24 protein-coding genes are annotated in these 23,246 nt (G+C 71.2%); 8 read left to right on the forward strand and 16 right to left on the reverse strand.

What is annotated here, in order from left to right; genetic code table 11:
- Nucleotides 1-43: 43 nt before the first annotated feature.
- From pntB to Q5722_RS03315, 6 genes are all read right to left on the reverse strand, one after another.
- Complete coding sequence (pntB, locus tag Q5722_RS03290; RefSeq protein WP_305026786.1) at nucleotides 44-1,459, reverse strand: Re/Si-specific NAD(P)(+) transhydrogenase subunit beta; 1,416 nt, start codon at nucleotides 1,457-1,459, stop codon at nucleotides 44-46.
- Between the two features lie 2 nt (nucleotides 1,460-1,461).
- Entirely contained in the window at nucleotides 1,462-2,991 is a 1,530-nt protein-coding gene (locus Q5722_RS03295) for a Re/Si-specific NAD(P)(+) transhydrogenase subunit alpha (protein ID WP_305026788.1), read from the reverse strand.
- Nucleotides 2,992-3,164: 173 nt separating this feature from the next.
- Entirely contained in the window at nucleotides 3,165-4,364 is a 1,200-nt protein-coding gene (locus Q5722_RS03300) for a phospholipase D-like domain-containing protein (protein WP_305026789.1), read from the reverse strand.
- 113 nt (nucleotides 4,365-4,477) lie between these two features.
- A complete protein-coding gene (locus Q5722_RS03305; protein ID WP_305026790.1) occupies nucleotides 4,478-4,930 on the reverse strand; it encodes a DUF5709 domain-containing protein in 453 nt (150 codons plus the stop codon).
- A gap of 29 nt (nucleotides 4,931-4,959) precedes the next feature.
- Complete coding sequence (locus Q5722_RS03310; protein ID WP_305026791.1) at nucleotides 4,960-5,592, reverse strand: SRPBCC family protein; 633 nt, start codon at nucleotides 5,590-5,592, stop codon at nucleotides 4,960-4,962.
- 63 nt (nucleotides 5,593-5,655) lie between these two features.
- Complete coding sequence (locus Q5722_RS03315) at nucleotides 5,656-6,639, reverse strand: LysR substrate-binding domain-containing protein (protein ID WP_439652472.1); 984 nt, start codon at nucleotides 6,637-6,639, stop codon at nucleotides 5,656-5,658.
- 26 nt (nucleotides 6,640-6,665) lie between these two features.
- On the opposite strand from Q5722_RS03315, the gene Q5722_RS03320 reads away from it, so the two are divergent.
- The 3 genes from Q5722_RS03320 (at nucleotide 6,666) to Q5722_RS03330 (ending at nucleotide 9,768) form a co-directional block, all read left to right on the forward strand.
- Nucleotides 6,666-8,003 carry an FAD-dependent oxidoreductase gene (locus Q5722_RS03320; RefSeq protein ID WP_305026793.1) on the forward strand — a complete coding sequence of 446 codons (1,338 nt, stop codon included), beginning with the start codon at nucleotides 6,666-6,668 and terminating at the stop codon, nucleotides 8,001-8,003.
- Nucleotides 8,004-8,218: 215 nt separating this feature from the next.
- On the forward strand, nucleotides 8,219-8,788 hold the full coding sequence (locus Q5722_RS03325) for a DinB family protein (protein ID WP_305026794.1): 570 nt from the start codon (nucleotides 8,219-8,221) through the stop codon (nucleotides 8,786-8,788).
- Nucleotides 8,789-8,847: 59 nt separating this feature from the next.
- Nucleotides 8,848-9,768 (forward strand): alpha/beta fold hydrolase, encoded by a 921-nt coding sequence (locus tag Q5722_RS03330; protein WP_305026795.1) that lies wholly within the window; start codon nucleotides 8,848-8,850, stop codon nucleotides 9,766-9,768.
- 50 nt (nucleotides 9,769-9,818) lie between these two features.
- On the opposite strand, the gene Q5722_RS03335 is transcribed toward Q5722_RS03330, so the two are convergent.
- The 3 genes from Q5722_RS03335 to Q5722_RS03345 form a co-directional block, all read right to left on the reverse strand.
- Entirely contained in the window at nucleotides 9,819-10,490 is a 672-nt protein-coding gene (locus Q5722_RS03335) for a GTP cyclohydrolase II (protein ID WP_305026796.1), read from the reverse strand.
- A gap of 107 nt (nucleotides 10,491-10,597) precedes the next feature.
- The gene (locus tag Q5722_RS03340; protein ID WP_305026797.1) at nucleotides 10,598-11,401 is read right to left on the reverse strand and encodes a DUF3152 domain-containing protein; all 804 of its coding nucleotides are present in this window, start codon (nucleotides 11,399-11,401) and stop codon (nucleotides 10,598-10,600) included.
- A 36-nt stretch (nucleotides 11,402-11,437) separates the two neighbouring features.
- Entirely contained in the window at nucleotides 11,438-11,914 is a 477-nt protein-coding gene (locus Q5722_RS03345) for a hypothetical protein (protein ID WP_305026798.1), read from the reverse strand.
- A gap of 84 nt (nucleotides 11,915-11,998) precedes the next feature.
- Here Q5722_RS03345 and Q5722_RS03350 point away from each other — a divergent pair, with 84 nt between their 5' ends.
- Nucleotides 11,999-12,346, forward strand: coding sequence for a DUF2200 domain-containing protein (locus Q5722_RS03350; RefSeq protein ID WP_305026799.1), 348 nt, complete (start codon nucleotides 11,999-12,001; stop codon nucleotides 12,344-12,346).
- An 11-nt stretch (nucleotides 12,347-12,357) separates the two neighbouring features.
- On the opposite strand, the gene Q5722_RS03355 is transcribed toward Q5722_RS03350, so the two are convergent.
- Nucleotides 12,358-12,549 carry a hypothetical protein gene (locus Q5722_RS03355; protein ID WP_305026800.1) on the reverse strand — a complete coding sequence of 64 codons (192 nt, stop codon included), beginning with the start codon at nucleotides 12,547-12,549 and terminating at the stop codon, nucleotides 12,358-12,360.
- Nucleotides 12,550-12,641: 92 nt separating this feature from the next.
- Between Q5722_RS03355 and Q5722_RS03360 the strand changes: the two genes are divergently transcribed.
- On the forward strand, nucleotides 12,642-13,565 hold the full coding sequence (locus Q5722_RS03360) for a Gfo/Idh/MocA family protein (protein WP_305026801.1): 924 nt from the start codon (nucleotides 12,642-12,644) through the stop codon (nucleotides 13,563-13,565).
- Here the strand turns inward: Q5722_RS03360 and Q5722_RS03365 are convergent.
- A complete protein-coding gene (locus tag Q5722_RS03365; RefSeq protein WP_305026802.1) occupies nucleotides 13,512-14,678 on the reverse strand; it encodes an ROK family transcriptional regulator in 1,167 nt (388 codons plus the stop codon). The two genes, Q5722_RS03360 and Q5722_RS03365, sit on opposite strands and share 54 nt — an antisense overlap.
- A 179-nt stretch (nucleotides 14,679-14,857) precedes the next feature.
- Here Q5722_RS03365 and Q5722_RS03370 point away from each other — a divergent pair, with 179 nt between their 5' ends.
- From Q5722_RS03370 to Q5722_RS03380, 3 genes are read left to right on the forward strand one after another with little or no spacing between them, the layout of a single operon-like run.
- On the forward strand, nucleotides 14,858-15,928 hold the full coding sequence (locus Q5722_RS03370) for a sugar ABC transporter substrate-binding protein (RefSeq protein WP_305026803.1): 1,071 nt from the start codon (nucleotides 14,858-14,860) through the stop codon (nucleotides 15,926-15,928).
- Nucleotides 15,925-16,728, forward strand: a complete 804-nt coding sequence (locus tag Q5722_RS03375) for an ATP-binding cassette domain-containing protein (protein WP_305026805.1) — start codon at nucleotides 15,925-15,927, stop codon at nucleotides 16,726-16,728. The genes Q5722_RS03370 and Q5722_RS03375 overlap by 4 nt, the downstream gene beginning before the upstream one ends.
- Nucleotides 16,725-17,969, forward strand: a complete 1,245-nt coding sequence (locus Q5722_RS03380) for a sugar ABC transporter permease (RefSeq protein WP_305026806.1) — start codon at nucleotides 16,725-16,727, stop codon at nucleotides 17,967-17,969. Before Q5722_RS03375 ends, Q5722_RS03380 begins: the two co-directional genes overlap by 4 nt.
- Before the next feature lie 66 nt (nucleotides 17,970-18,035).
- Here Q5722_RS03380 and Q5722_RS03385 read toward each other — a convergent pair whose 3' ends face one another.
- The 5 genes from Q5722_RS03385 to Q5722_RS03405 are packed head-to-tail and all read right to left on the reverse strand — an operon-like array spanning nucleotide 18,036 to nucleotide 23,245.
- Complete coding sequence (locus Q5722_RS03385) at nucleotides 18,036-18,815, reverse strand: prepilin peptidase (RefSeq protein ID WP_305026807.1); 780 nt, start codon at nucleotides 18,813-18,815, stop codon at nucleotides 18,036-18,038.
- Complete coding sequence (locus Q5722_RS03390; RefSeq protein WP_305026808.1) at nucleotides 18,812-20,908, reverse strand: hypothetical protein; 2,097 nt, start codon at nucleotides 20,906-20,908, stop codon at nucleotides 18,812-18,814. The genes Q5722_RS03385 and Q5722_RS03390 overlap by 4 nt, the downstream gene beginning before the upstream one ends.
- Complete coding sequence (locus Q5722_RS03395) at nucleotides 20,905-21,564, reverse strand: PulJ/GspJ family protein (RefSeq protein ID WP_305026809.1); 660 nt, start codon at nucleotides 21,562-21,564, stop codon at nucleotides 20,905-20,907. Before Q5722_RS03395 ends, Q5722_RS03390 begins: the two co-directional genes overlap by 4 nt.
- Nucleotides 21,552-22,040: a type IV pilus modification PilV family protein gene (locus Q5722_RS03400; protein WP_305026810.1), complete on the reverse strand. Its 489-nt coding sequence runs from the start codon at nucleotides 22,038-22,040 to the stop codon at nucleotides 21,552-21,554. Before Q5722_RS03400 ends, Q5722_RS03395 begins: the two co-directional genes overlap by 13 nt.
- On the reverse strand, nucleotides 22,040-23,245 hold the full coding sequence (locus Q5722_RS03405) for a type II secretion system F family protein (RefSeq protein WP_305026811.1): 1,206 nt from the start codon (nucleotides 23,243-23,245) through the stop codon (nucleotides 22,040-22,042). Before Q5722_RS03405 ends, Q5722_RS03400 begins: the two co-directional genes overlap by 1 nt.
- Nucleotide 23,246: the final 1 nt, after the last annotated feature.

Consider the following 23,246-nt stretch of genomic DNA (forward strand, 5'->3'; position numbering starts at 1 on the left):
CCCGGGACCGTGTGGTCCCGGGGCCCTGTGCGTGGAGCGTGGATCAGATGTGCTTGAGGATGTCCTCGACACGGTCCTTGGCGTCACCGAAGAGCATCGCCGAGTTCTCGCGGAAGAACAGCGGGTTCTGCACACCGGCGTAGCCCGACGCCATGGAGCGCTTGAAGACGATGACGTCCTTGGCGTTCCAGACCTCCAGCACCGGCATGCCCGCGATCGGCGAGGACGGGTCCTCCGACGCAGCCGGGTTGACCGTGTCGTTGGCGCCGATGACCAGGACGACGTCGGTCTCCGGGAAGTCCTCGTTGATCTCGTCCATCTCGAGGACGACGTCGTAGGGGACCTTGGCCTCGGCCAGGAGCACGTTCATGTGGCCCGGGAGGCGACCGGCGACCGGGTGGATGCCGAACCGGACGTTGACGCCCTTCTCGCGCAGCTGCTCGGTCAGCGACGCGACCGGGTACTGCGCCTGGGCGACGGCCATGCCGTAGCCCGGGGTGATGACCACGGAGGAGGCGTTCTTGAGCAGCTCGGCGACACCCTCGGCGTCGATCTCGCGGTGCTCGCCGTAGTCGACGTCGGAGGCCGGACCGGCCTCGATGCCGAAGCCACCGGCGATGACGGAGATGAACGAGCGGTTCATCGCCTTGCACATGATGTACGACAGGTAGGCACCGGAGGAGCCGACGAGGGCACCGGTGACGATCAGCAGGTCGTTGTTGAGCAGGAAGCCCGACGCCGCAGCAGCCCAGCCGGAGTACGAGTTGAGCATCGAGACGACGACCGGCATGTCACCGCCGCCGATGGAGGCGACGAGGTGCCAGCCCAGCAGCAGGGCGAGCACGGTGAGCGCGCCGAGCAGGATGGTCTGGGTGTCGTGGTCCTCGACCGCGACGTAGACGGCGGTCAGGACCGCGAAGACGACCAGCGAGCCGATGTTGATGAAGTTCTTGCCCGGGAGCATGAGCGGGGAGGACTTCATCTTCGCCGACAGCTTGAGGTTCGCGACGATCGAGCCGGTGAAGGTGACCGCACCGATGAAGATGCCGATCGCGACCTCGGCCTCGTGGATGTTGACGAGGCTGTTGAGCGACTCCTCCGAACCCAGCAGGTGACCGTTCCAGCCGATGAGGACGGCGGCGAGACCCACGAACGAGTGCAGGAGCGCGATGAGCTCGGGCATACCCGTCATCTCGACGATCTTGGCGCGCCACAGGCCGATCAGGCCACCGATGACGACGGCACCGGCCATGAGGCCCAGCGCGACACCGCGGTTGTCGATGTGGTCGGAGAGGTCGATGACCTTGGCGACGGTGGCGACGAGCGCGATGACCATGCCGGCCACGCCGTAGGCGAGACCGTTCTTGGCCGACTCGTGCTTGGAGAGGCCCGCCAGCGACAGGATGAAGAGCAGGGCGGCGACGATGTACGCCGCGTTGGTGAGCGACAGGATGTCCATGGTCAGTTCCCCTTGCTGAACATCGCGAGCATGCGACGGGTGACCGCGAAGCCACCGAAGACGTTGATCGACGCGAGCAGGATCGCCGCGGCCGACAGGCCCATGACGAGCGAGTCGTCGGAGGCGACCTGCAGCAGCGCACCCACGACCACGACGCCCGAGATGGCGTTGGTGACCGACATCAGCGGCGTGTGGAGCGCGTGCGCGACCTTGCCGATGACGTAGTAGCCGATGACGATCGAGAGCATCAGCACGGTGAAGTGACGACGCAGGTCCTCGGTCGGCGCGGCCGCGTTGAGCAGCCAGAACAGCGCGATGCCCGCGAGCACCAGGCCGACCTTGCGGCCGTTGGACAGGGGAGCCTTCGGCTCCTTCTTCTCGACCGGGGCAGCGGCTGCGGGCGCAGCCGGAGCAGCGGAGACCGAGACCTCCGGCGGCGGCCAGGTGCCCTCGCCGTTGCGCACCACGGTGATGCCGCGCTGGACGACGTCGTCGAAGTCGAGGACGAGCTGGCCGTCCTTGCCCGGGGTCATCAGCTTCATCAGGTTGACCAGGTTCTGGCCGTAGAGCTGCGAAGCCTGGGCCGGCAGGCGGCCCGCGAGGTCGGTGTAGCCGATGATCGTCACGCCGTTGTCGGTGACGATCTTCTGGCCGGGGACGGTGCCCTCGACGTTGCCGCCGTTCTGTGCGGCCATGTCGACGATGACCGAGCCGGGCTTCATCGAGGCGACCATCTCCGCGGTGATGATCCGGGGCGCGGGGCGGCCCGGGATCAGCGCGGTCGTGATGATGATGTCGACGTCCTTGCACTGCTCGGCGTAGAGGGCGGCCTCCTTCGCCTTGTAGTCGTCGCCCATCTCCTTGGCGTAGCCGGTGGTCGAGACCTCGGTGTCGTCAGAGACCGAGAGGTACTCACCGCCGAGCGAGCGCACCTGGTCGGCGACCTCGGGACGCGGGTCCGTCGCGCGCACGATCGCGCCGAGCGAGCCCGCAGCGCCGATCGCGGCCAGGCCAGCGACACCGGCACCGACGACCAGCACCTTGGCCGGCGGGACCTTGCCCGCGGCCGTGACCTGACCGGTGAAGAACCGGCCGAAGGCGTGCGACGCCTCGACGACGGCGCGGTAGCCGGCGATGTTCGCCATCGACGAGAGCACGTCGAGCGACTGCGCACGCGAGATGCGCGGGACGGTCTCCATCGCGAACGCCGTGATCGGGCGCGAGGTCAGGTCGGCGACCATGTCCGCGTCCAGGCGCGCGTTGAGGATCGCGACGAGCGTCGCACCCTCCTTCAGGCCATCACGCTGCGCGACCGTCGGCGCGTTGACGCCGAAGACGATGTCCGCACCCAGCGGGTCACCGATGGTCGCGCCCGCCTCGACGTACGCCTCGTCGGCGAAGCTCGAGAGCTCACCCGCGCCGGACTCGACCACGACGTCGTATCCGAGCTTGAGGAGCTGGGCCACCGTGGCAGGAGTCGCGGCAACGCGCGTCTCACCCGCCTGGGCCTCCTTGAGGACTCCGATGATCATGCGATCTCCGTTTCACTGTGGATGCGGGCCCGTGGGGCAGCGTTGCCCCCGGACCCGTAGCGGGCCGATCCTAACGACCGCACAGGGTCACGGGGAGAGTTGCCGCTTACTGGGACGTCGTGTCTGCTGTCACAGGTTTTGCACCCGGAAGTACGTGCTTCGGCGCGTACCGATCAGTCGTGCCGCGGACGGCAGGTCCGGCCATCCAGGCCGTCGGTCCGCCGGGCAAGCGGAGCGAACGCCGCTACGAACTGCCGCTGCGGCCCCGCACCCTCGAGGCCGAGCACGGCCTGGTCGCTCGTCATGCCGCGCGAGGTCCAGTTGTCCGACCCCACCCAGGTCCAGCGCACCGTGCGGCCCCGGTGCACGTAGGTCAGTGCCATGTCCTTGCTGTGCACGAAGGTGCCGTCGGGGAAGCAGCCGTTGACGACCTGGCCCCCGGCTGCACGCAGGGTCGCCCGCGTCGCCGCGTCGACCGTCGGTCCGGCGACCATGACCACGTGGCCACCGCCCCTGCTGATCCGTGCCAGCTCGGCGGCGATCCAGGCGGCCCGGGTGTCCCACATCGAGTACATGGCGACCCGCACCCGGGTGGTCCGCGTCGCGGGGACGGCGCGGAGGATCCGCATGACGGGGTCGATCGACGCATCCGCCGCGACGGCGTGGTGCGACAGCGGCAGGAAGTACGCCGCCCACCCCTGCCCGCGGAACCAGCGTGCCGGGCCGGGTCCCCGCATCCTTTCCTTCTCGGCTGCCTCCGCGGCAGCGAACGCGTCGTACACGTCCTCGTGGCCGGCCACGCGCCACATCGCGGCGTACGTGTTGCGGTCGGAGGAGTCAGCGGCGTTCCACGAGCCGGTGACGACGACCCAGCGGTCGGCGCCGGTCCGCGAGAAGCGGAAGGTCTTCTCGTGCAGGATGCCTTCGTCCGCGCCGGCGACGTGCCGGTCGCGGTGCAGCCACGAGCCGTCGTCCGGCGTGCGGGCCAGCTCGGCGGCGACGGTGTGCGCCTCCGGCGTCCGGGAGCGGGAGCTGGCGTCCACCCGCAGGTGTACGACGACGCCCCGGCGGTGGGCACGAACGAGCGCCTCCGCGATCCGTCCGGACTCCAGCCAGTAGGTGGTGATGTCGATCCGCTCCCCCGGTGGCACGCCGTCGATGTCGTCGACGAGCGCGTCGGCGATCGCATGGGGGTCGGTGTGAGGGTCGTTGTGGAGGAGGCGTTCGCTGGGAGCAGCCGTGCGCTGGGAGCGCGGCAGCGAGGCCGCCACCGGCGAGACAGCCGGCCGCGGCCCCGCCTGCTCGTGCGTCGCCGCAGCGAGGACGACAGGGGCGAGCAGGGCCGGCACGAGGACGATCCACAGGCGCTTCATGACGGCACCACGGTGTCCGGCGCCGGTGACGGGCCAGCCCCTGCTCCACGTCCGTCACGTGAACCCCGGTCGGCGTCTTCCCGACGCCGTGGGGCGCATGTCACTCACACCGGTCAGTCGGGCGGCTCCGAGGCGCTCTCGCCCTCCTCCAGCGTGGTGTCGCTGACCACGTGCACGGCGGCCTCCTCGGCGCTCGCCCCTGCACCGTCGATCCCGACGTCGCGGGCGACCTCGTCCTTCTCGACATCGGTCTCGATGCCCTGGTCGGGCGCCACGAGGCGACCGGCCCGTTCGTCGCCGACCGCGCCCGCGGGCGCCGGATCGGCCTCCGGGTTCTCGTCCATCTCGTCCTCCTCGAGCCCGTACGCGACCTCGGCGGCCGGATCGGGCTCCTCGCGCGCGACGCGCTGGTCGAGGCTCTCGCCCACCTCCTCCTCGTACGGCGTGGTCCCGAACTCCTCCACACCACGAGGCCTCTCCGGCGGCGAGATGCCCTCGTCCAGCACGTCGTCGACTCCCCTGTCGTCCAGGGTCTCTTCCGGCTGCAGCTGTCCTGATTCAGTCATGCACCGTCAGGTACCCCGGCACCTGCCGGTCACACCGGCGGGATGGTGTCGTCTTCCGTCGGGTAGCCCCGACCGGACATGTCGCCGAGGCCGGCGGTGCCCGCCGGGTCGGTGGCGCCGGTCGTGCCCGTCGTGCCGGTGGTGCCCGTCGTGCCGGCGCCGCCGGCGGGGGCCGCCGCGCCGGTCGAGCCCGTGGTGCCGGCGTCGCCCGGCTTCACCTCGCCGCGCCAGCCTCCGGTCGCGTGACCCGCGTGCTCGATGAACTCCTTGAACCGCTCCAGATCGCCGCCGACGCGGCTCTGCACGATGTGCAGCATGTCGCCGGCCTTCTCGGCGAACCCCTCGGGCTCGAAGTCCATCCGCAGCGTCACGCGGGTGCAGCTGCCGCCGTCGACCGGCGCGAACGACACGGTGCCGTCGTTCTTCGTGCCCTGCATCGCGCGCCAGGTGATCCGCTCGTCGGGCGTCTGGTCGACGATCTCGGCGTCCCACTCGCGCTCGACGCCGGCGATCTCGGCCCTCCAGTGCAGGTGGGTGTCATCGAGCTGCCGGACCTCCGCGACGCCCTGCATGAATCGCGGGAACGACTCGAACTGGGTCCACTGGTCGTAGACCTCGTGCACGGGGACGTCGACGGTGACGCTCTTCTCCATGGTCGTCATCGGTTGTTCTCCTTTCGTGGGCGTGAATCCGGGCCGTACCCACTCGAGGCGAACGAACGCGGGTCAGTCCTCCACGGATCCCACTCGCCCCGCGGCCCAGCGCACGAGGTCGCGCGCGGGCCCTGCCGGCGGCGTCGGCCCGCCGGTCCACACGGCGTGCAGGTGGCGGCTGAGGTCGAGGCCGGAGACGGAGACCGCGACCAGGCGACCGGAGGCCAGGTCGTCGCGAACAGCGTGCGAGCTCAGCGCTGCCGGGCCTGCCCCGGCCATGACGGCGGCGCGCACCGCAGCCGCGCTGGAGAGCTCGAGTGCGGGGTCGGCCGCGGGCAGGCCGGAGAGAGCGCGCTCGAGGACCTCGCGGGTGCCCGACCCCACCTCGCGGACGACGAGGGGCGTCGCCGCCAGGGTCACCGCGTGGATGCGACGCGACTTCTGCGCCCAGGCGTGGTCGGGCGCGACGACCACGACGAGCTCGTCGACCCCGACCAGCTCGTGCTGGAGGCCCGGCGGCGGCTTCGGGCCCTCCACGAACCCCAGGTCCACGCTGCCGGACGCCACCAGCGCGGCGACCCGCTCGCTGTTGGTCGCGGTCATCACGAACTCCGTCGGCGGTACGCCGCGGCGCCGCTGCTGGTCACGCACCGCCACCAGCCAGCCAGGCAGCAGGTGCTCGGCGATGGTCAGGCTGGCCGCCACCGACAGGTGACCGCGACGGTCCGAGCGGAGCGCCTGCAGGCCGGCGTCGAGCTCGGCCGCGGCCTCGAGCACGCGGGTGGACCACTGCACGACGAGCTCGCCCGTCGGGGTCAGTGCCGACCCCTTGCGGCTCCGGCTCAGGAGGGGCGCGCCGACCAGCGCCTCCGTCGTACGCATACGGGACGAGGCGGCCTGTTGTGTGATTCCGGTCTCAGCGGCAGCGGCGCTCAGGCTGCCGGTGCGGCCCACGAGGGCGAGCAATTCCAGCGCACGGAGGTCCGGAACATGGTTTCCCAGCACGTTCCACAAGTTAGCCTTGTGACCCCACAACCACAACCTCGTTTTGTCCACGCGCGATCAGGCTTCACAATTGAGCCATGACTCTTCGCGTTGCTGTGGTGGGTGGCGGTCCGGCCGGCATCTACGCCGCCGACATCCTCACCAAGTCCGACGTCGATGTCTCCGTCGACATCATCGAGCGCCTCCCTGCGCCGTTCGGCCTCGTGCGCTACGGCGTCGCGCCGGACCACCCGCGCATCAAGGAGATCATCAAGGCGCTCGACCGCGTGCTGGCCAAGGACGAGATCCGCTTCCTGGGCAACGTCAACTTCGGCACGGACGTGAAGCTCGAGGAGCTCCAGGAGTTCTACGACGCCGTCATCTTCTCCACCGGCGCCAAGTCCGACCGCGACCTGGGCATCCCGGGCGAGGAGTACTCGATCGGCGCCGCCGACTTCGTCTCCTGGTACGACGCCCACCCCGACGACGCGCCCACGTGGGACTTCGAGGGGGCGACCTCCGTCGCCGTCCTCGGCGTCGGCAACGTGGCGCTCGACGTCGCCCGCGTGCTGGCCAAGACCGGTGACGAGATGCTCGTGACCGACATCCCGGCGCAGGTCTACGAGGGCCTCAAGAGCAAGCAGATCACCGACGTGCACGTCTTCGCCCGCCGCGGTCCGGCGTACGCGAAGTTCTCGCCGCTGGAGCTGCGCGAGCTCAACCACTCCCCGAACGTCGAGGTGGTCGTCCACCCCGAGGGCTTCGACGTGGACGAGCACGGCATGGAGCACATCGGCAAGCACAAGTCGCAGAAGATGGTGCTCGACACCCTCGCCAACTGGGTGGGTCGCGACGAGGTCGGCAAGCCGCACCGCATCCACCTGCACTTCTGCGAGGCGCCGGCCGAGATCGTCACCGACGAGGCCGGCAAGGTCGTCGCACTGAAGACCGAGCGCACGCACTCCCCCAACGCCGACGGCAACGTCGAGGGCACCGGCGAGATCACCGAGTGGCCGGTCCAGCAGGTCTACCGCGCCATCGGCTACAAGTCCGACGCACTGCCGGGCCTCCCGTGGGACGAGCGCAACGCGGTCATCCCCAACGACGGCGGCAAGGTCCTCGACCTCGACGGCAACCACATCCCCGGCGTCTTCACCACCGGCTGGATCAAGCGCGGCCCGGTCGGCCTCATCGGCCACACCAAGTCCGACGCCGCCGAGACCGTCGGCCACCTGCTCGAGCTCACCACGGAGACGGCGCCGCAGCGTTCGGACGCCGCCGTCGACGCGTTCTTCGCCGAGCGTGGCGCCAACGTGTTCACGCACGACCACTGGCTGGCCCTCGACGCCCACGAGATCGCCCTGGGCGAGGCCCAGGAGCGCCTGCGCGTCAAGGTGCCGACCCGCGAGGGCATGCTCGACGCCGGTCAGAAGTGACCGACTGACTCATCCCGCAACGGCGGCCCGGTGATCCGGGCCGCCGTTCGGCGTTTCGGCGTACGTCGACGCTGATGCGGTGGCGGCCACAGCCACCGGCCGGGCACGTGCACCAACCGACACAGTCACACGTCACCTCCACGGGTTTCCCGGAGGAAACGGACAGCGTCGTGCGGAGTGTGTCGGTTCACGCACGCGCGAGCCAGACTGGCCGCATGAAGGACGTGCTGCACCGCTACCTCCAGTCCAGCCGCGAGGCCCTGCTCTGGAAGCTCGAGGGACTCCCCGAGCGCGAGCTGCGCCTGCCACGCACGCCCACCGGGACCAACCTGCTCGGACTGGTCAAGCACATGGCGAACGTCGAGGCCGGCTACTTCTGCGCGACGTTCGGGAAGCCGTGCCCGGCTCCCGACGAGCTGGTCCCGGAGTCGGCCTTCGAGACCGACCCGCAGGCCGACTTCTACGCGCTCGCGACCGAGTCCGCCGCCGACATCAGCGACCTCTACCGCCGTGTGTGGGCAGCCGCGGACCAGACCATCGCGGACCTGCCGCTCGACGCCCCCGGCGAGGTCCCGTGGTGGCCGGAGGAGAGGAGGGCGGTCACGCTCGGACAGGTGATGGTGCACGTCCTGACCGACCTGACCCGGCACGCGGGGCACGCCGACATCCTCCGGGAGTCCATCGACGGGGCTGCGGGCCTGCGGACCGCGGCGCCCAACCTGCCCGACGGCGTCGACTGGCCGGCGTACGTCGCGCGACTGACGGCGCTCGCCGACGAGGCCTGAGGCGTCACCTCCGTCACAGACGGATCCTTGGACACCATGTCCATGTCATCATCGTGCGCATGACGTCCCCCGCGCTCGCGCGCCGCAACGGCCGCGCTCCCGGCATGTCCACGCTGGCCCTGGCCGACGGCACCGTCGTCGCCTACCGCGCGACCGGTCCCGTCGACGCGGGTACCACGGTCGTGCTCCACCACGGCTGGACACAGGACCACACCACGTGGGACGACGTCGTTCCTCTCCTCGCCCGCACCCTCCGCGTCGTCCGGTACGACGCCCGCGGCCACGGGCGTTCCGACGCGGGCCGGTCCGCGGCCACCCTGGACCAGCTCGCCGACGACCTGGCCGACGTGATCCGAGTGACCGCGCCGACCGGCCGGCTCGTCATCGCCGGCCACTCGCTCGGCGGACCCGTCGTGCTGGCGTTCGCAGCACGGCATCCCGACCTGCTCGCCCGGGTCGACGGACTGGCCCTGGTCGCCACCTCGGGCGCCGGCATCGGCCGCGACATCCTCGGCCTGCCCGGCCGGGTCACCGGCCCGGTGATGCACGTCGCGCCCTACGTCCTCGGGCCTGCGGGCCGCCTGCCGCTGCGCCGCGTCACGCGCTTCCCCGGCGTGCTGGCGCCGGCCCTGCGCATCGGGCTCTTCGGACCGGGCGCGGCGACGGCGACCAACCGGCGCCGCACGGCTGCGCAGGTCGGGCGGAGCCACCCGCCGACGGTCGCGGCGCTCGCGGTCGAGCTCGTCGGCCACGACATGGCGGCAGAGATCCGCGCGGTCGGCAGCACGCCGGTCGCGATCCTCGGCGGCACCCACGACGTGCTCACCCCGGTCGCGCACTCGCACGCCCTCGCAGCGGCGCTCCCGCACGCGACCCTCACCATCTACAAGGGCGCGGGCCACATGCTCCCGTACGAGCGCACGAGCGAGCTGGTCGCGGAGATCGAAGCCCTGGCCCGCCCGGCCGCGGCCGCCGTCTGAGCGATCGCTGCCGTCCGGGCGGTGGCGTTGCCGCCACCGCCCGGGACAGGTCAGGCGCTGAAGCCGAGGTCGAGGGTGTGCGCCGTGTGGTCGCGCTTGGCGACCAGGTAGCGCTCATTGGCCAGCGACAGGTGGACGCCGGTGCGCACCTGCTCGGTCACCGTGACGCCGTAGGCGTCCAGCTGGACCGCCTTGTCCGGGTTGTTGCTGAGCAGCCGGATCCGGGGCGACCCGAGGGCACGCAGCATCTGCGCAGCGGCGGTGTAGTCACGCTCGTCCTCGCCGCGCCCCAGGGCCCGGTTGGCCTCGTAGGTGTCGAGGCCGTCGTCCTGCAGCGCGTAGGCGTCGAGCTTCGCGTAGAGGCCGATGCCACGGCCCTCCTGACGCAGGTACAGGAGGAACCCGCCCTCCTCGGTGATCCTCTCGACGGCCTCCCGCAGCTGCGGGCCACAGTCACACCGCTGCGACCCGAACACGTCGCCCGTCAGGCACTCCGAGTGCGGGCGCACCAGCGGCGCCTCTCCCCCGGCGCGGCCGCGCGCGACCGCGGACTCCCAGTCGCCGAGGCCGAGGGCGAGGTGCTCCTTGCCGTCGGCAAGGCCGCGGAACGTGAAGACGTCCGCGACGGTCTCGTAGCCATCGGGGAAGCGCAGGGGCACGCGCACGCGGGTGCGGACCGCCAGCGACGGGCAGTCGGGCAGGACAGGTGCGTCGGTCGTCATGAAGGCTCCCCATCGTCGACAGGTCGGAATGATGACGCTTCAACCACCGGGCCGACGAGGGCTATTCCCCCACGGCTGCGTGAATTCTTCGATCACCCGGGCAGGTGTCAGCCGACCTCCGCCTCGGTGGGCCACGGGTTGGCCCGGCACCCGTGGAGACCGAGGGTCTGCTGGAGCATGACCGGCGCGAAATCCCCGCGACCGGTGCAGCGCGCATGGCCGTGCCCGAGGCCGTGTCCGACCTCGTGGTTCACCACGTAGATCCGGTACGCCGCCACGTCCCCGCCATAGCTGGGCGCGCCCTGCGCCCACCGCAGGGCGTTGATCACCACGTCGTCGCCGTTGCGACACGAGACCTGCCCTTCGGTGGTCAGCGGTGCACACAGTCGGTCCGTCGTCGCGGGCGAGGCGAGCACGATCCGAAGGTCGGCGGCACCGTCGACACGCGCCATCGGCCGGCCGGTGCGGGCGGGCCAGCTCCGCGGGTCCCCGAGCGTGCGGTCGACGGCCCGCGCGAAGCCCACGGCGTCGTACGGGAGGCCTCGCTCGACCTCGACGCGATAGGTGACGGCGTCGCCGACAGGCGCAGCGCGCGGAGCAGGCGCGGTCACGAAGCTGCCCGTGGCGCGGTGCGGGACCTCGGGGCCGAGCGCGGCGATCACCGGGCGCACACCCGGCGTGGGCACCGCGCCGCCCCGGACGTCCGGGACCGCAGCGTCGGCCGGGTACGCCAGGAGCCCTGCAACGGCGCCACCGGGTTCCCGCCCATCCTCGGAGGCGACGAGTGCGGGCAGGGCGCCGAGCAGGCCGACGTGCGCCACGACGAGCCCCAGCAGCGCCATTGCGCGCGACGTGCGGCGCCGCGCGGGCGCAGCACGACGCCGCCCCGCCACCGTCCTGCGCCGCCGCATCCCGCGAGTCTAGGACGGGACACGCCGCTGCGGGCGCTACGCGTCCTCGCCACCAGCGGGCCGCGCCGCACGCCGCATGACCTCGGCCTCGGTGCGCACTGCGCGAGCGACGCCCGGGTCGATCAGCGGCTCGTCGCCGGCATCCGCCGCGGGGTCGACGGGCACGACCGGTCCCGGCTCCTCGGCGAGCTCGTCACGCCAGTCGTCGCCGTGCCGGCCGGCGGGTCCGCCATGGGCCTCCCGGCGGCTGGCCGGCTTGGGCTCGGTCGCGACCGCCTCGTGGAGCGGGGTGGGCTCGGGCGGCGGCACCGGGTCCGTCGGCGCCGACCAGGCACCGGCACGTGCCTCGCGCTCACGTGGGCCGGTCTCGCCGGCGAGTGCGTGGGCGACACCGCGCACGGCTCCCCTGACGAACCCCGGCACGGGCATGACGTCCGCGGCCCGGGCTGCGGTCCGCGACGCGGTGGCGGCGGCGGACCGGGCGATCGAAGTGAGGCTGTCGGCGAGAGGCATCGGTCTTCCTTCCGGGCGGAGTCCTTCCCCGCACCAGTGCCCGCCCGCAGCCCCGGCATGCGGTCCGGACCTAGGCTCGGCGCCATGAGCCACCGGATCTTCACGGCGTCCGTCGCATCCGTCTATCCGCTCTACGTCGCCAAGGTGGAGCGCAAGGGCCGCACGGTGGCGGAGCTGCGTACGGCGATCACGTGGTTGACCGGCTACGACGACGCCACGTTCGACCGCATGCTGGCCGACGGCACCACGTTCGAGGAGTTCTTCGCGCGGGCGACGCTCAACCCGAGGTCTGCCCTGATCACCGGCAGCGTCTGCGGCGTGAAGGTGCAGGAGGTCGAGGACCCGCTCATGCGGTCGATCCGCTACCTGGACAAGCTCGTCGACGAGCTGGCCAAGGGCCGGCCGATGGCGAAGGTGCTCCGCGAGGCCTGAGGCAGGGCAGGTCAGGGGCGCTTGGGCGCCAGGCTGACCCAGCCGAGTGCCACGCCCAGGCCGGCTGCGGCCGGACCGACCGTGGCGTACCAGCTCGCACCGTCGCCGGCGTCACCGAAGGCGCCCAGCCCGATCGCCGTCATCACGCCACCGAGCACGAGCAGGACGAGCCCGCAGCCCGCTCCGAAGATCCGCATTCCCACGACGCGATCGTACCGATCCGCTTTTGTTTGCCACGAGCCCTAAGTTCTGCTGTCCTTGACACAGAAGAACGTCATCACCGAAGGGCACGAGCGTGACCATCCGCATCGGCGTCGTGGGCACCGGCCCCTGGGCGCGCACCACCCACGCAGCAGGCTGTGCCGCACACCCCGACGTCGAGCTGACCGGCATCTGGGGACGCGACCTGGGCCGCGCCTCCGCGCTCGCGGACCCGCACGGCGTACCCGCCTACGACGACTTCGACGCGTTCCTCGAGGCGGTCGACGCCGTGACGTTCGCGATCACGCCGGACGTCCAGGCCGAGCTCGCGATCCGCGCCGCACGAGCCGGGAAGCACCTGCTGCTCGACAAGCCGGTCGCGACCACCACCGAGCTCGCTGACGCCGTCGTCGACGCGGCACGGGACGTCAGCTCGGTGGTCTTCTTCACGGGGCGCTTCGTCCCCGACTGGGAGGCCTGGCTCGCCGGCTTCCGTCCCGCGACCACCCACAGCGGCAGCGCCGCCTGGCTCACCCTGCTCGCCCCCGACAGCCCGTACGCCGGGTCGACCTGGCGCAAGGAGCAGGGCGCCCTGTGGGACGTCGGACCGCACGCACTGTCGTTCCTGCTGCCGGCGCTGGGTCCCGTGGTCGCCGTCACGGGCGCCCGCGGTCGCGGTGACCAGGTGCAGCTCGTGCTGACCCACGAGAGCGGCGCGACCAGCTCGATGGACCTCAGCCTGACCATGCCGGTGGCCGCACGCCACCAGGGCGTCGAGCTCTGGGACGCGACCGGGCGCCACACGCGGCCCGACACCCCACGCGACGTCGAGGCGGCATACGCGCAGGCGCTGACCGAGCTCGTCACCTGCATCCGCGAGGGCCGTACGACGCACCGGTGCGACGTCCGCTTCGGGCGCGACGTCGTCGACGTGCTCGCCCGGTGCGAGGCCGCGCTGGGCGGCTCAGGCGAGGACGTCGGTGCGCTCGGCGGCCAGGAGCAGGCCGCCGACCAGTGACGCGCGGCGGCCGAGGGCACTGACGACCACGGGGGTGTCGGCAGCGTCCGCGAGCGCATGACGCCGCAGGCCGACCCGCGTCGCATCGAGGACCAGGTCGCCGGCGAGCGCCAGGTCGCCTCCGACCACCACGACGTCGGGGTTGACGAGGTTGACGATGGAGGCGAGGCCCCAGCCGAGGTGGAGGCCGGCGTCCTCGAACACGCGGCGTGCCGAGACGTTGCCCTCGTGCGCCGCGGTCACGAGGTCGGCCATGCCGACCCCACTGCCCTGCCCGGCGAACATCGCGGCCAGCGTCGCGGTCGAGGTGTAGGCCTCGAGGCAGCCGCGGCTGCCGCAGCGGCACAGCGGCCCCTGCTCGTCGATGGTGAGATGGCCGATCTCTCCGGCCATGCCACGCGCACCGCGGAAGAGCCGGCCGTCGATGATCAGGCCGCCGCCGACACCGGAGGAGGACTTCACGAAGACGACGTTGTCCCTGCCCCGCGCAGCGCCGACGCGGTGCTCCGCCCAGGCACCGAGGTTGGCGTCGTTCTCGACGTGGACCGGGATGCCGAAGGCCTCCCCCACGACTGCCTCGGCGTCGACGCCGATCCATCCCGGGAGGATGGCGGAGGCCCGGACCACCCGCTCCTCGATCGGCGCCGGCAGACCCACGCAGATGGTCCGGATGTCGGAGCGCTCGTGGCCCGCCTCGGCGAGCGCCCGGTCGAGCAGCTCACCGGCCAGGGCCAGGCCCTCGACGTAGGAGTGGTCCGCATGGAGCGGGGCCTCGGCCTCGGCGACGACGACGCCTGCCAGGTCGGCCACCGCAGCGGCGAGGTGACTGTGGCCGAAGTCGAGCGCGGCGACCAGACCCGCGGTACGGGCGAAGCGCACGACCGTGCCCCGCCGCCCGCTCCCGGGCTCGATGTCGAGGATGCCGGCGGCGGTCAGGTCGCGCACGATGTTGGAGACCGTCGCCGCGGCCAGGCCGGTCTCGCGCGCCGCCTCGGCCTGCGTCACCGGCTCCCCGCCACGGGCGCGCAGCAGCTCGACGATGCGCCGCTGGTTGGCCGGCCGCAGCGCCGCGGTCGACCCCGGAGCAGGCACGGGCGAGCGCGAGGTGGTCATGCTCCCGAACTGTGGGTCACGCACCCACATGACGTCAAGAGATGAACGCTATTCGCACTTTTGACTTCCCAGAGACTTATTTGTGTTCACCTCTTGACGACAAGAATGTGACGGACCACACTCGAGGAAGGTCATCCACCCCGTCAGGCTGACCACCTACTCATCCCGAGGAGCTTCCCGTGGCAGCACCCATCACCCGCGGCGTCGTACTTGGCGCGGCTCTCCTGTTCGGAGCGACGTCGTTCACCGCCTGTGCCGCGAACGACGCCCAGAGCGGCGGCGGCAAGAAGGACGGCGGCACGATCGCCCTCCTCCTGCCCGAGTCCAAGACCACGCGCTACGAGGCGTTCGACAAGCCGCTCTTCGAGGCGAAGGTCGCGTCGCTCTGCAGCGACTGCAACGTCGACTACTACAACGCCGACCAGGACGAGGCGAAGCAGGCGCAGCAGATGGAGACCGCGATCTCCAAGGGCGCCAAGGTCGTCGTGCTCGACCCGGTCAACGGTGCCGGCGCAGGCGCCATGGTCAAGAGCGCCCAGAGCTCCGGCGCGAAGGTCGTGGCCTACGACCGGTTCATCGCCAGCGCCGACTACTACCTCTCGTTCGACAACGAGACCGTCGGCAAGATGCAGGCCACCGCCCTCGTCGACGCCATGGGCGGCAAGGGCAACATCCTCATGACCAACGGTGCGCCGAGCGACCCCAACGCCGCGCAGTTCAAGGCCGGCGCGCACAGCGTCCTCGACTCGTCGAAGGTCAAGATCCTCGCCGAGTACGACAACCCGGACTGGAGCCCCGACAAGGCCCAGAAGTGGGTCACCGACCAGCTCAGCAAGTTCCCCGCCACCACCATCCAGGGCGTGTACGCCGCCAACGACGGCCAGGCGGGTGGCGTGGTCGCCGCCCTCACCGGCGCCGGCGTGAAGGCCGACGCGCTGCCGCCGATCACCGGTCAGGACGCCGAGCTCGCTGCGATCCAGCGCATCGTCGCCGGCCAGCAGGCGATGACGATCTACAAGCCGATCAAGATCGAGGCGGACAAGGCCGGCGAGCTCGCGGTCGCCCTGATCAAGGGCACCGACGTCGGCGACACGACCGACTACAAGGGCGTCAAGTCGTTCATCTTCGACCCGATCGTGGTCACGGCCGACAACGTCAAGGACACGGTGGTCAAGGACGGCTTCTACAAGGCGTCGCAGATCTGCACCCCGGCCTTCGCGAAGGCGTGCGCGGAGGCCGGCCTCCAGTGAGCACCGCCCTCCACGCGGCGGCACCGGTGAGGGAGACCGTGCTCTCCCTCACCAGGGTCCACAAGCGATTCGGCGCCGTCCAGGCCCTGACCGACGTGCACCTCGAGGTGGCCGCCGGCGAGGTGGTCGCCCTCGTCGGCGACAACGGCGCCGGCAAGTCCACGCTGGTCAAGGTGATCAGCGGCGTCTACCAGCCCGACGAGGGCGAGGTGGAGCTCGCCGGCCAGAAGGTCAGGATCTCCGCCCCGCGCCAGGCCCAGTCGCTCGGCATCGCCACCGTCTTCCAGGACCTGGCGCTCTGCGACAACCTCGACGTCGTCGCCAACCTCTTCCTGGGGCAGGAGCACCTCACCGGTCCGTTCATCGACGAGGTCTCGATGGAGAAGGAGGCGTGGCGCCTGCTGCGCTCCCTCTCGGCGAAGATCCCGTCGGTGCGCATCCCGATCGCCGGCCTGTCCGGCGGCCAGCGGCAGACCGTCGCCATCGCGCGCTCACTGGTCGGCAGCCCGAAGGTGGTCATGCTCGACGAGCCGACCGCTGCGCTCGGTGTCGCCCAGACCGCGGAGGTGCTCAACCTCATCGAGCGCCTGCGCGACCAGGGCCTCGGCGTCATCCTGATCAGCCACAACATGGCCGACGTCCAGGCCGTGGCCGACCGCATCGTCGTCATGCGCCTGGGGCGCAACGCCGCCGAGTTCGAGGTCGAGAACGTCACGACCGACCAGCTCGTCGCCGCCATCACGGGCGCGTCGGACAACGTCGTCGCCGCCCGCCAGTCCCGCAAGGAGGGCTCGCGATGAGCACCGACCTCTCCCCCGTCGCCGCCGACCTCCAGGACGAGCGGCTGATCAACAACCAGGGGCTCGGCGCGACCGCGACGGCGTTCTGGCACCGGCTCAAGGGCGGCGAGCTCGGCTCCTTGCCGGTCGTCTTCGGCCTGCTGATCATCTGCACGGTCTTCTACGTGCAGGAGCCGCGCTTCCTGTCGTCGTTCAACCTGGTCTCGATGCTGCAGTTCGCCGCACCGGTCGGCATCATCGCCCTCGGCATCGTGCTGGTGCTGCTGCTGGGCGAGATCGACCTCTCGGTCGGCTCGGTCAGCGGCTTCGCCGCGGCCTGCATGGCCGTGCTCGTGGTGGACCACGGCCAGTCGATGGTCGTCGGCCTCCTCGCCGGCATCGCGGTCGGCGCGGCGATCGGCGTGGCCTACGCGTTCCTCTACACGAAGATCGGCGTGCCGAGCTTCGTCTTCTCCCTCGCCGGCCTGCTGGCGTTCCAGGGTGGACTGCTCTACGTCCTCGGCACCAACGGCACGGTCAACCTGCCCGACGACTCCTTCCTGGTGAAGTTCGCCCGCTTCGAGTTCGTGCCGGCGTCGGTCGCCTACGCACTCGTCGTCCTCATCGTCGCCGCGTACGCCGTGACGCACGTGGTCGCACGTCGCCGCCGGGCTGCTGCCGGGCTCAGCAACGGCTGGCTCCCGCTGGTCATCGCGAAGGCCCTCGCGATGCTGGTGGGCCTGCTCTGGCTGACCTGGTACCTCAACATCGACCGTGGCTGGGGCTACCTCTGGGTCCTGTTCGCGGCGCTCGTGGTCGGCCTCGACCTGCTGCTCCGCAAGACCCGCTGGGGCCGCTACGTCTTCGCCGTCGGCGGCAACGAGGAGGCGGCGCGCCGCACGGGCATCAAGGTGACCCGGGTCTACCTGTCGGTCTTCGTCGGCTGCTCGACGCTCGCCGCGCTCGGTGGCCTGATGATGGCCGGCAACCTGACGACGGTCTCGCAGTCCAGCGGCACCACCGACACCAACCTCACGGCGATCGCCGCCGCGGTCATCGGCGGCACCAGCCTCTTCGGCGGTCGCGGGTCGGCGTACTCCGCGATGCTGGGCATCATCGTCCTGCAGTCGATCCAGAGTGGTCTCAACATGCTCAACGTCGACTCGTCGGTGCGGTTCATGGTGACCGGTGCCGTGCTCCTGCTGGCGATCGCGATCGACTCGGTCTCCCGCAAGGCCCGCACCAGCAGCGGCCGCGGCTAGCCACACCGCAGCGCTGCACGAACGCCCTGTCCGGCGCCACCGGGCGGGGCGTTCGTCGTGTCGGCCTCAGGCCGCGCCCACGGCACGCAGGTAGGCATCCCCGAGCCCACCGGCGCCGAGGATCGCCGCGGCTGCGCCGACGAGCATGAAGGGACCGAACGGGACCGCGGTCTTGCGTCCCGCGCCGCTCACGACGATCAGCAGCACGCCCACCACCGCGCCGATGACGAACGCCCCGAAGCCACCGGCGAGCAGCGTCCCCCAGGAGAGGTAGCCCAGCATCGCCCCGACCGGGGCGGCGAGCTTCACGTCACCCCAGCCCATCGCTCCGCGGGCCACCACGGCGATGACCAGGTAGACACCCCCGAGCAGCGCTCCCCCGAGCGCCGCCCGGAGGAGGGCGTGAGGGTCGCCGTCGACCGCCAGCAGCACCGGCAGGACGACGTACAGCGGGAGCACGATCACGTCCGGAAGCCGCCGTACGTCGAGGTCGATGAGGGCGAGCGCGACTCCCCCGGCCACGAAGGCCAGGTACGCCGGAAGGAGCGCCGGCCGGTCTCCCAGCCGCAGGGCGACGACCGCGAAGAGGACCCCGGTGCCGAGCTCGACCAGCGGGTACCGCGCGCTGATCGGCGCACGGCAGTCGCGGCAGCGGCCGCGTAGCAGGACCCAGCCCAGCACGGGCACGTTGTCGCGCGCACGGATCACGTGGCCGCATGCCGGGCAGGCACTCGGCGGGCTCACGATCGACTCCCCCCGCGGCACGCGCCAGGCGACCACGTTGAGGAAGGAGCCGATGAGGAGTCCGAGAACGCCGGCGACCGCGGCCCAGGCGACCGGGGTCACTTCTGCTCCGCCCAGCTGAGCACCTTGATCTGCCGCTGGCCCGGCACCGGCGCGTTGCTGGCCCCGTAGGGCGGATCGGTGATCATCACGCGACTGGTGAGGGCCTTCGTGCCCCCCGAGGCACAGGACCCCTGCTCCACGCAGACGTACACGACGAGGTCGACGACGGTCACCTTGGGACCGAGGCCCCTGCCCGGCCTCGGGATCGACACGAGCGGGTAGCCGTAGAGCTGGGGCGGCTGGGACTTGAAGTCGACGCCGAGGGCGACGATGCCCCAGCGGAAGGACACGAGCGCGTTGTTGTCCGAGCCGGGGTCCAGGGCGATGTAGCCGTGCGGTGCCCAGGTGGCTCCCTGGACGACGAACTCGCCGGCGAAGTTGCTGCCGGACGCGAGCCCGACGACCGTCACGTCGGTAGCGGCGCGCAGCGCCGGCGGAGTCCAGGTCACCGAGAGCTGGACGGCGTCGATCGTGAGCGTGTCGAGCTTGGTCGCGTCGAGGAGGCGCAGCTGGATCGTCGGGCTGGCCGCGGTGAAGGCGCCGTCCTGGAGCAGGGTGCGCAGCTGCGAGGCGAGGTCGACCGTGCCCCAGCCGGCGCCGTCCGGGGCGGTGACCGCCACGTTCGCCGGCGTCTGGCCGACGACCGTGGCGGTGAGGCTCCGGGCGCTGGTCTTGGCGTACTTCACGCGCAGCTGGGCGGAGCTGATGTCCGAGCCGGCCGGGATGCTGCCGAGCCCGAAGTCGTTCAGGTCGAGGCCGACGTCGTCGTTGTTGCCGGCGATCGTGTAGGTGAGCGAGGACGCGTCGGGGGCGCTGATCGCCTGCTGCGGCGTCGCCCCGACCGGCACCCGGACACTCGTCGTCCACTTGAACCCGTTGGCGCTGCCCGACTTCTCTGTCACCGTCCCCGCGCTCCGGTTGCTGAGGGAGTCCGAGGCCGGGGTCGAGCCGGTGGGCTGCTGGTAGATCGTCATCGGCGGCTCGCCGCCGTTCGACGGGCCGCACAGCTCGACGTGAGCCCGGTCGCCCAGCGTGATCCGGCTGTCCCGCCCGAAGACGAACTGGACGCCGGCCACCGGGTCGTACTGGATCGGGCTCTTGCAGGACCCGGGGATGCCGCCCCCGAGGTACTCCCCACCGATGACGCGGGTGTTGATCATCCACTCGTTCTGGCCGCCGTGCTCGGAGTCGACGAAGTCGAAGTAGTACGCACCGGAGGAGAAGCGTGCCTCGGAGCAGCCGTTGACCGCCGCCGTCAGGGCGGCTGCGTTGTTGTAGTAGCCGGCCGCGAAGGTGCACGACCCGGCGTAGTCGGCCGGATCACGGTAGGTGGGCACGGACCCGAGGGGCGAGGCCGGCGTGGCCGGCACCGGCACCGTGCCGGCTGCGTTGCACTGCTTGGCGGGGTTGCTCACAATCTGCCCCGTGCACGCGCCCTCGGCGACGACGTAGCCGTCGGTGACCAGGGCGCCGTTGGTGACCGTGATGTAGGACTTCGACGCCACGCCGCCACGCATCGGCATCGGGGCCCCGTTGCCGGTACCGAGCGGCTTGAGCGTCATCCCCTGCAGGGCACCGCTCGTGCCGATGGTCGTGAGGGCACGCCCGAAGGCGTCGGTCGGATCGGAGTTGTCGATGCCCACGCCGCCTCCTGCACCGAAGATGCCCGTGCCCGGCACGGCGGTGCACTCGACGCGCGCGGAGGTGTCGGCCGTCTGGCGCCCCGCCCGCGGCTCGATGTTGGCGAGCTCGAGGGTGTTCTTCGGGGCTGTGCCGTCGGCGCCGAAGCAGCCGGTGCCGTCCGCGTTGTTGGTGTAGACCCAGTTGGTCCACTGGCCGGGGAAGCTCGGCGTCGTCCACCCCGGTGCCGTCGCGCCCAGACGCAGGTTGTTGATCGCGACCTTGGCCGCAGCGTCCGAGGCGTACGACGTCCCGGCGACGCCGCGCAGGGCCACCGTCGCCCGGAAGTTGGTGCCGCCCTGCGACAGGATGACCCCACCCACCAGCGCGATCGTGGTGATGATGATCAGCGCGAAGATCAGCGCCGCACCGGTGTCGTCCTTCGCCGCCCCACGCCAGGTCCGTGTGTTCATCCCTGCCTCCGGTCGGCGGTCACCGTGGTGACGTAGTGGGTGTCGGCCGTCGGCTCCGAGGTGTCGCGGACGTTGAACTGCATCGAGACGGTGCGCGGCAGGGTCCCGCCCGGCGTGCACGACGGCACGCAGGTGACCGTCGGGGCACCGTCGAGGTTGCGGGCCACCCGGATCGGTGCCCCGGCGGTTCCCCCGCTGCACCGCACGCGAACGAGCTCCGTCGGGCCGCGCCGTACCCAGGCGGCTTCCTGCAGCGTCGAGTTCCAGGCGTCATCGGGGTTCGCCGCGTTCACCGTGAAGTCGGTCCACGAGAACGCCACGACCACCGCGCCGACCCCCGCGCCGCAGTTGCCGGGGCTGCCTCCGCCGACGAAGACGGAGGCCGAGACCGGGACCGGGTCAGCGACATTCGCCGGCGCGAAGGAGCGGCGCCCGAGGCTGCTCACGTCCTGCTGCCAGTACGCCGAGATGAACTGCTGGTCGGTCGACTCCGTGAGCCTGGTCCGGGTGGACGTGCTGACCTTGAGGTACTCGAGGACCACACCGGTCAGGGCGACGGTGATGATGCCGAGGATGGACACGGCCATCACCAGCTCGATCAGGGTGAACCCCTCGTCGGGCCGCCGCCTCTGGAGGACGCGCCTCAGGGTGCGCACGGGTCTGCTCCCGCGACTGCTGCGGACCCGTTGCACGGGCGGCGCAGGACGACGACGAGGGTCTCGTCCGTGACGTGCGAGACATCGCCGGAGGTGCGGACGTCGACGGTGATCCGCTGGGTACCCGTCGCGTCGCAGGGTCCCCATCCGCTGCCGGTCCACGACTTCACGTCGACGACGGACGTCGAGTAGCCCGCCGGCAGGTCGGGCACGGCGACCGCGCCGTAGGTGGCGGCAGCCGTGCCGCACCCGGCGTACCCGCCCGCGTCGTCGACCGAGTTCTGGATCGCCTCGGCGAAGCTGCGCGCGTAGGCGCCGCCCGTGGCCTGCTTGCGGCCGAGGTCCGACGTCTTGACCCCGAGGAGCATCCCGGCGACGACCGAGACGCCGGCGATACCGAGGATCGCGACGGTCACGATCAGCTCGATCAGCGACTCACCCCGCTCTCCTGCGGAGGCCGCCGGCGTCCCGGGCATCAGATGTCCACCTGGCTGAAGATGCCGTACATCGCGGAGACGAGGGCCACGGCGACGAAGCCCACGATGAGGCCCATCAGGATGATCACGGCGGGTTCGAAGAGGGCGGTCAGCTTGGCGATCTTGTAGTCGAGCTCGGTCTCGTAGTACTCCGCGGTCACCTCGAGCTGGGTGTCCAGCGAGCCGGTCTCCTCACCCACCCTCAACATCGAGGTGGCCGTGCCCGGGAAGAGCCGGGTGCGCGCGAGCGGGCCGGCGACTCCCTGCCCCTCGAGCATCTGCTCGCGCACCTCGGTGAGGCGGCGGATGAAGACCCGGTTGCGGAGGGCTTCGGTCGTGACCGTGAGCGAGTCGGTGAGGTTGACACCGGCCGACACCATGGAGGCGAGCACCCGGCAGAACCGCTCGACGAGGGCGTACTGGATGGTCTCGCCCAGCACGGGGGTCTTCAACAGGATGTGGTCGCGGACGTACTTCCCCCGCTCGAACCGCGTCGCGACGAAGACGAGCAGCGACACGGCTGCGACGACGGCGAGCAGGAGCCACCACCAGGCGGTCAGGAAGTCCGTCACTGCCAGCAGCATCCGCGTCGGCAGGGGCAGCTCGGCGTCGAGGTCCTCGAAGAAGAGCTTGAACTTCGGGAGGACGTACGCCGCGAGGACCACGACCGTGACGACGGACATCCCTGCCACCACCAGCGGGTAGGTGAGCGCCGACTTGATCTTGCGGCGGGCCTCGAGGTCCCGCTCGATGTAGTGCGACAGACGGACCAGCACCGTGTCGAGCTCTCCGGTCAGCTCCGCCGACCGGACGATGCCGCGGAAGAAGGGAGGGAAGACCTTCGGGAAGGCGTCGAGGCAGTCGGAGAAGCGGTCGCCGCCGCGCAGGCCGTCCTCGATGCTGTTCATCATCCGGCGGACCGAGGAGTTCTCGCTCTCGGCCCCGATGGTGTGCACCGCGTCGAGGATCGGCAGGCCGGCCCGCAGGAACGCCGCGATCTGGCGTGACAGGTGCATCACCTCGGCCCGCTTGATGCGCGGCCCTGAGATCTCGTACTGGAGGATGCTCTTCTTCTCGGTCACCCGGATGTCGCGGACCTGCCGCTGGTAGAGGGCGACCTCGGCATCGCCGCGCGAGGCGGCGCGCTCGACGCCCTTCACCTGGGTGCCGGCGGGGTCCACCCCGACGTACGCGAACTTCGGCATC

It is taken from the genome of Nocardioides jiangxiensis (genome assembly GCF_030580915.1).
In the GTDB taxonomy this organism is placed as follows: domain Bacteria; phylum Actinomycetota; class Actinomycetes; order Propionibacteriales; family Nocardioidaceae; genus Nocardioides; species Nocardioides jiangxiensis.

Bases quoted from the DNA above. Each gene is read 5' to 3' on its own strand.
- pntB (WP_305026786.1), bottom strand. From the start codon at position 1,459: ATGGACATCCTGTCGCTCACCAACGCGGCGTACATCGTCGCCGCCCTG.
- Q5722_RS03295 (WP_305026788.1), bottom strand. From the start codon at position 2,991: ATGATCATCGGAGTCCTCAAGGAGGCCCAGGCGGGTGAGACGCGCGTT.
- Q5722_RS03300 (WP_305026789.1), bottom strand. From the start codon at position 4,364: ATGAAGCGCCTGTGGATCGTCCTCGTGCCGGCCCTGCTCGCCCCTGTC.
- Q5722_RS03305 (WP_305026790.1), bottom strand. From the start codon at position 4,930: ATGACTGAATCAGGACAGCTGCAGCCGGAAGAGACCCTGGACGACAGG.
- Q5722_RS03310 (WP_305026791.1), bottom strand. From the start codon at position 5,592: ATGACGACCATGGAGAAGAGCGTCACCGTCGACGTCCCCGTGCACGAG.
- Q5722_RS03320 (WP_305026793.1), top strand. From the start codon at position 6,666: ATGACTCTTCGCGTTGCTGTGGTGGGTGGCGGTCCGGCCGGCATCTAC.
- Q5722_RS03325 (WP_305026794.1), top strand. From the start codon at position 8,219: ATGAAGGACGTGCTGCACCGCTACCTCCAGTCCAGCCGCGAGGCCCTG.
- Q5722_RS03330 (WP_305026795.1), top strand. From the start codon at position 8,848: ATGACGTCCCCCGCGCTCGCGCGCCGCAACGGCCGCGCTCCCGGCATG.
- Q5722_RS03335 (WP_305026796.1), bottom strand. From the start codon at position 10,490: ATGACGACCGACGCACCTGTCCTGCCCGACTGCCCGTCGCTGGCGGTC.
- Q5722_RS03340 (WP_305026797.1), bottom strand. From the start codon at position 11,401: ATGCGGCGGCGCAGGACGGTGGCGGGGCGGCGTCGTGCTGCGCCCGCG.
- Q5722_RS03345 (WP_305026798.1), bottom strand. From the start codon at position 11,914: ATGCCTCTCGCCGACAGCCTCACTTCGATCGCCCGGTCCGCCGCCGCC.
- Q5722_RS03350 (WP_305026799.1), top strand. From the start codon at position 11,999: ATGAGCCACCGGATCTTCACGGCGTCCGTCGCATCCGTCTATCCGCTC.
- Q5722_RS03365 (WP_305026802.1), bottom strand. From the start codon at position 14,678: ATGACCACCTCGCGCTCGCCCGTGCCTGCTCCGGGGTCGACCGCGGCG.
- Q5722_RS03380 (WP_305026806.1), top strand. From the start codon at position 16,725: ATGAGCACCGACCTCTCCCCCGTCGCCGCCGACCTCCAGGACGAGCGG.
- Q5722_RS03390 (WP_305026808.1), bottom strand. From the start codon at position 20,908: ATGAACACACGGACCTGGCGTGGGGCGGCGAAGGACGACACCGGTGCG.
- Q5722_RS03400 (WP_305026810.1), bottom strand. From the start codon at position 22,040: ATGCCCGGGACGCCGGCGGCCTCCGCAGGAGAGCGGGGTGAGTCGCTG.
- Q5722_RS03405 (WP_305026811.1), bottom strand. From the start codon at position 23,245: ATGCCGAAGTTCGCGTACGTCGGGGTGGACCCCGCCGGCACCCAGGTG.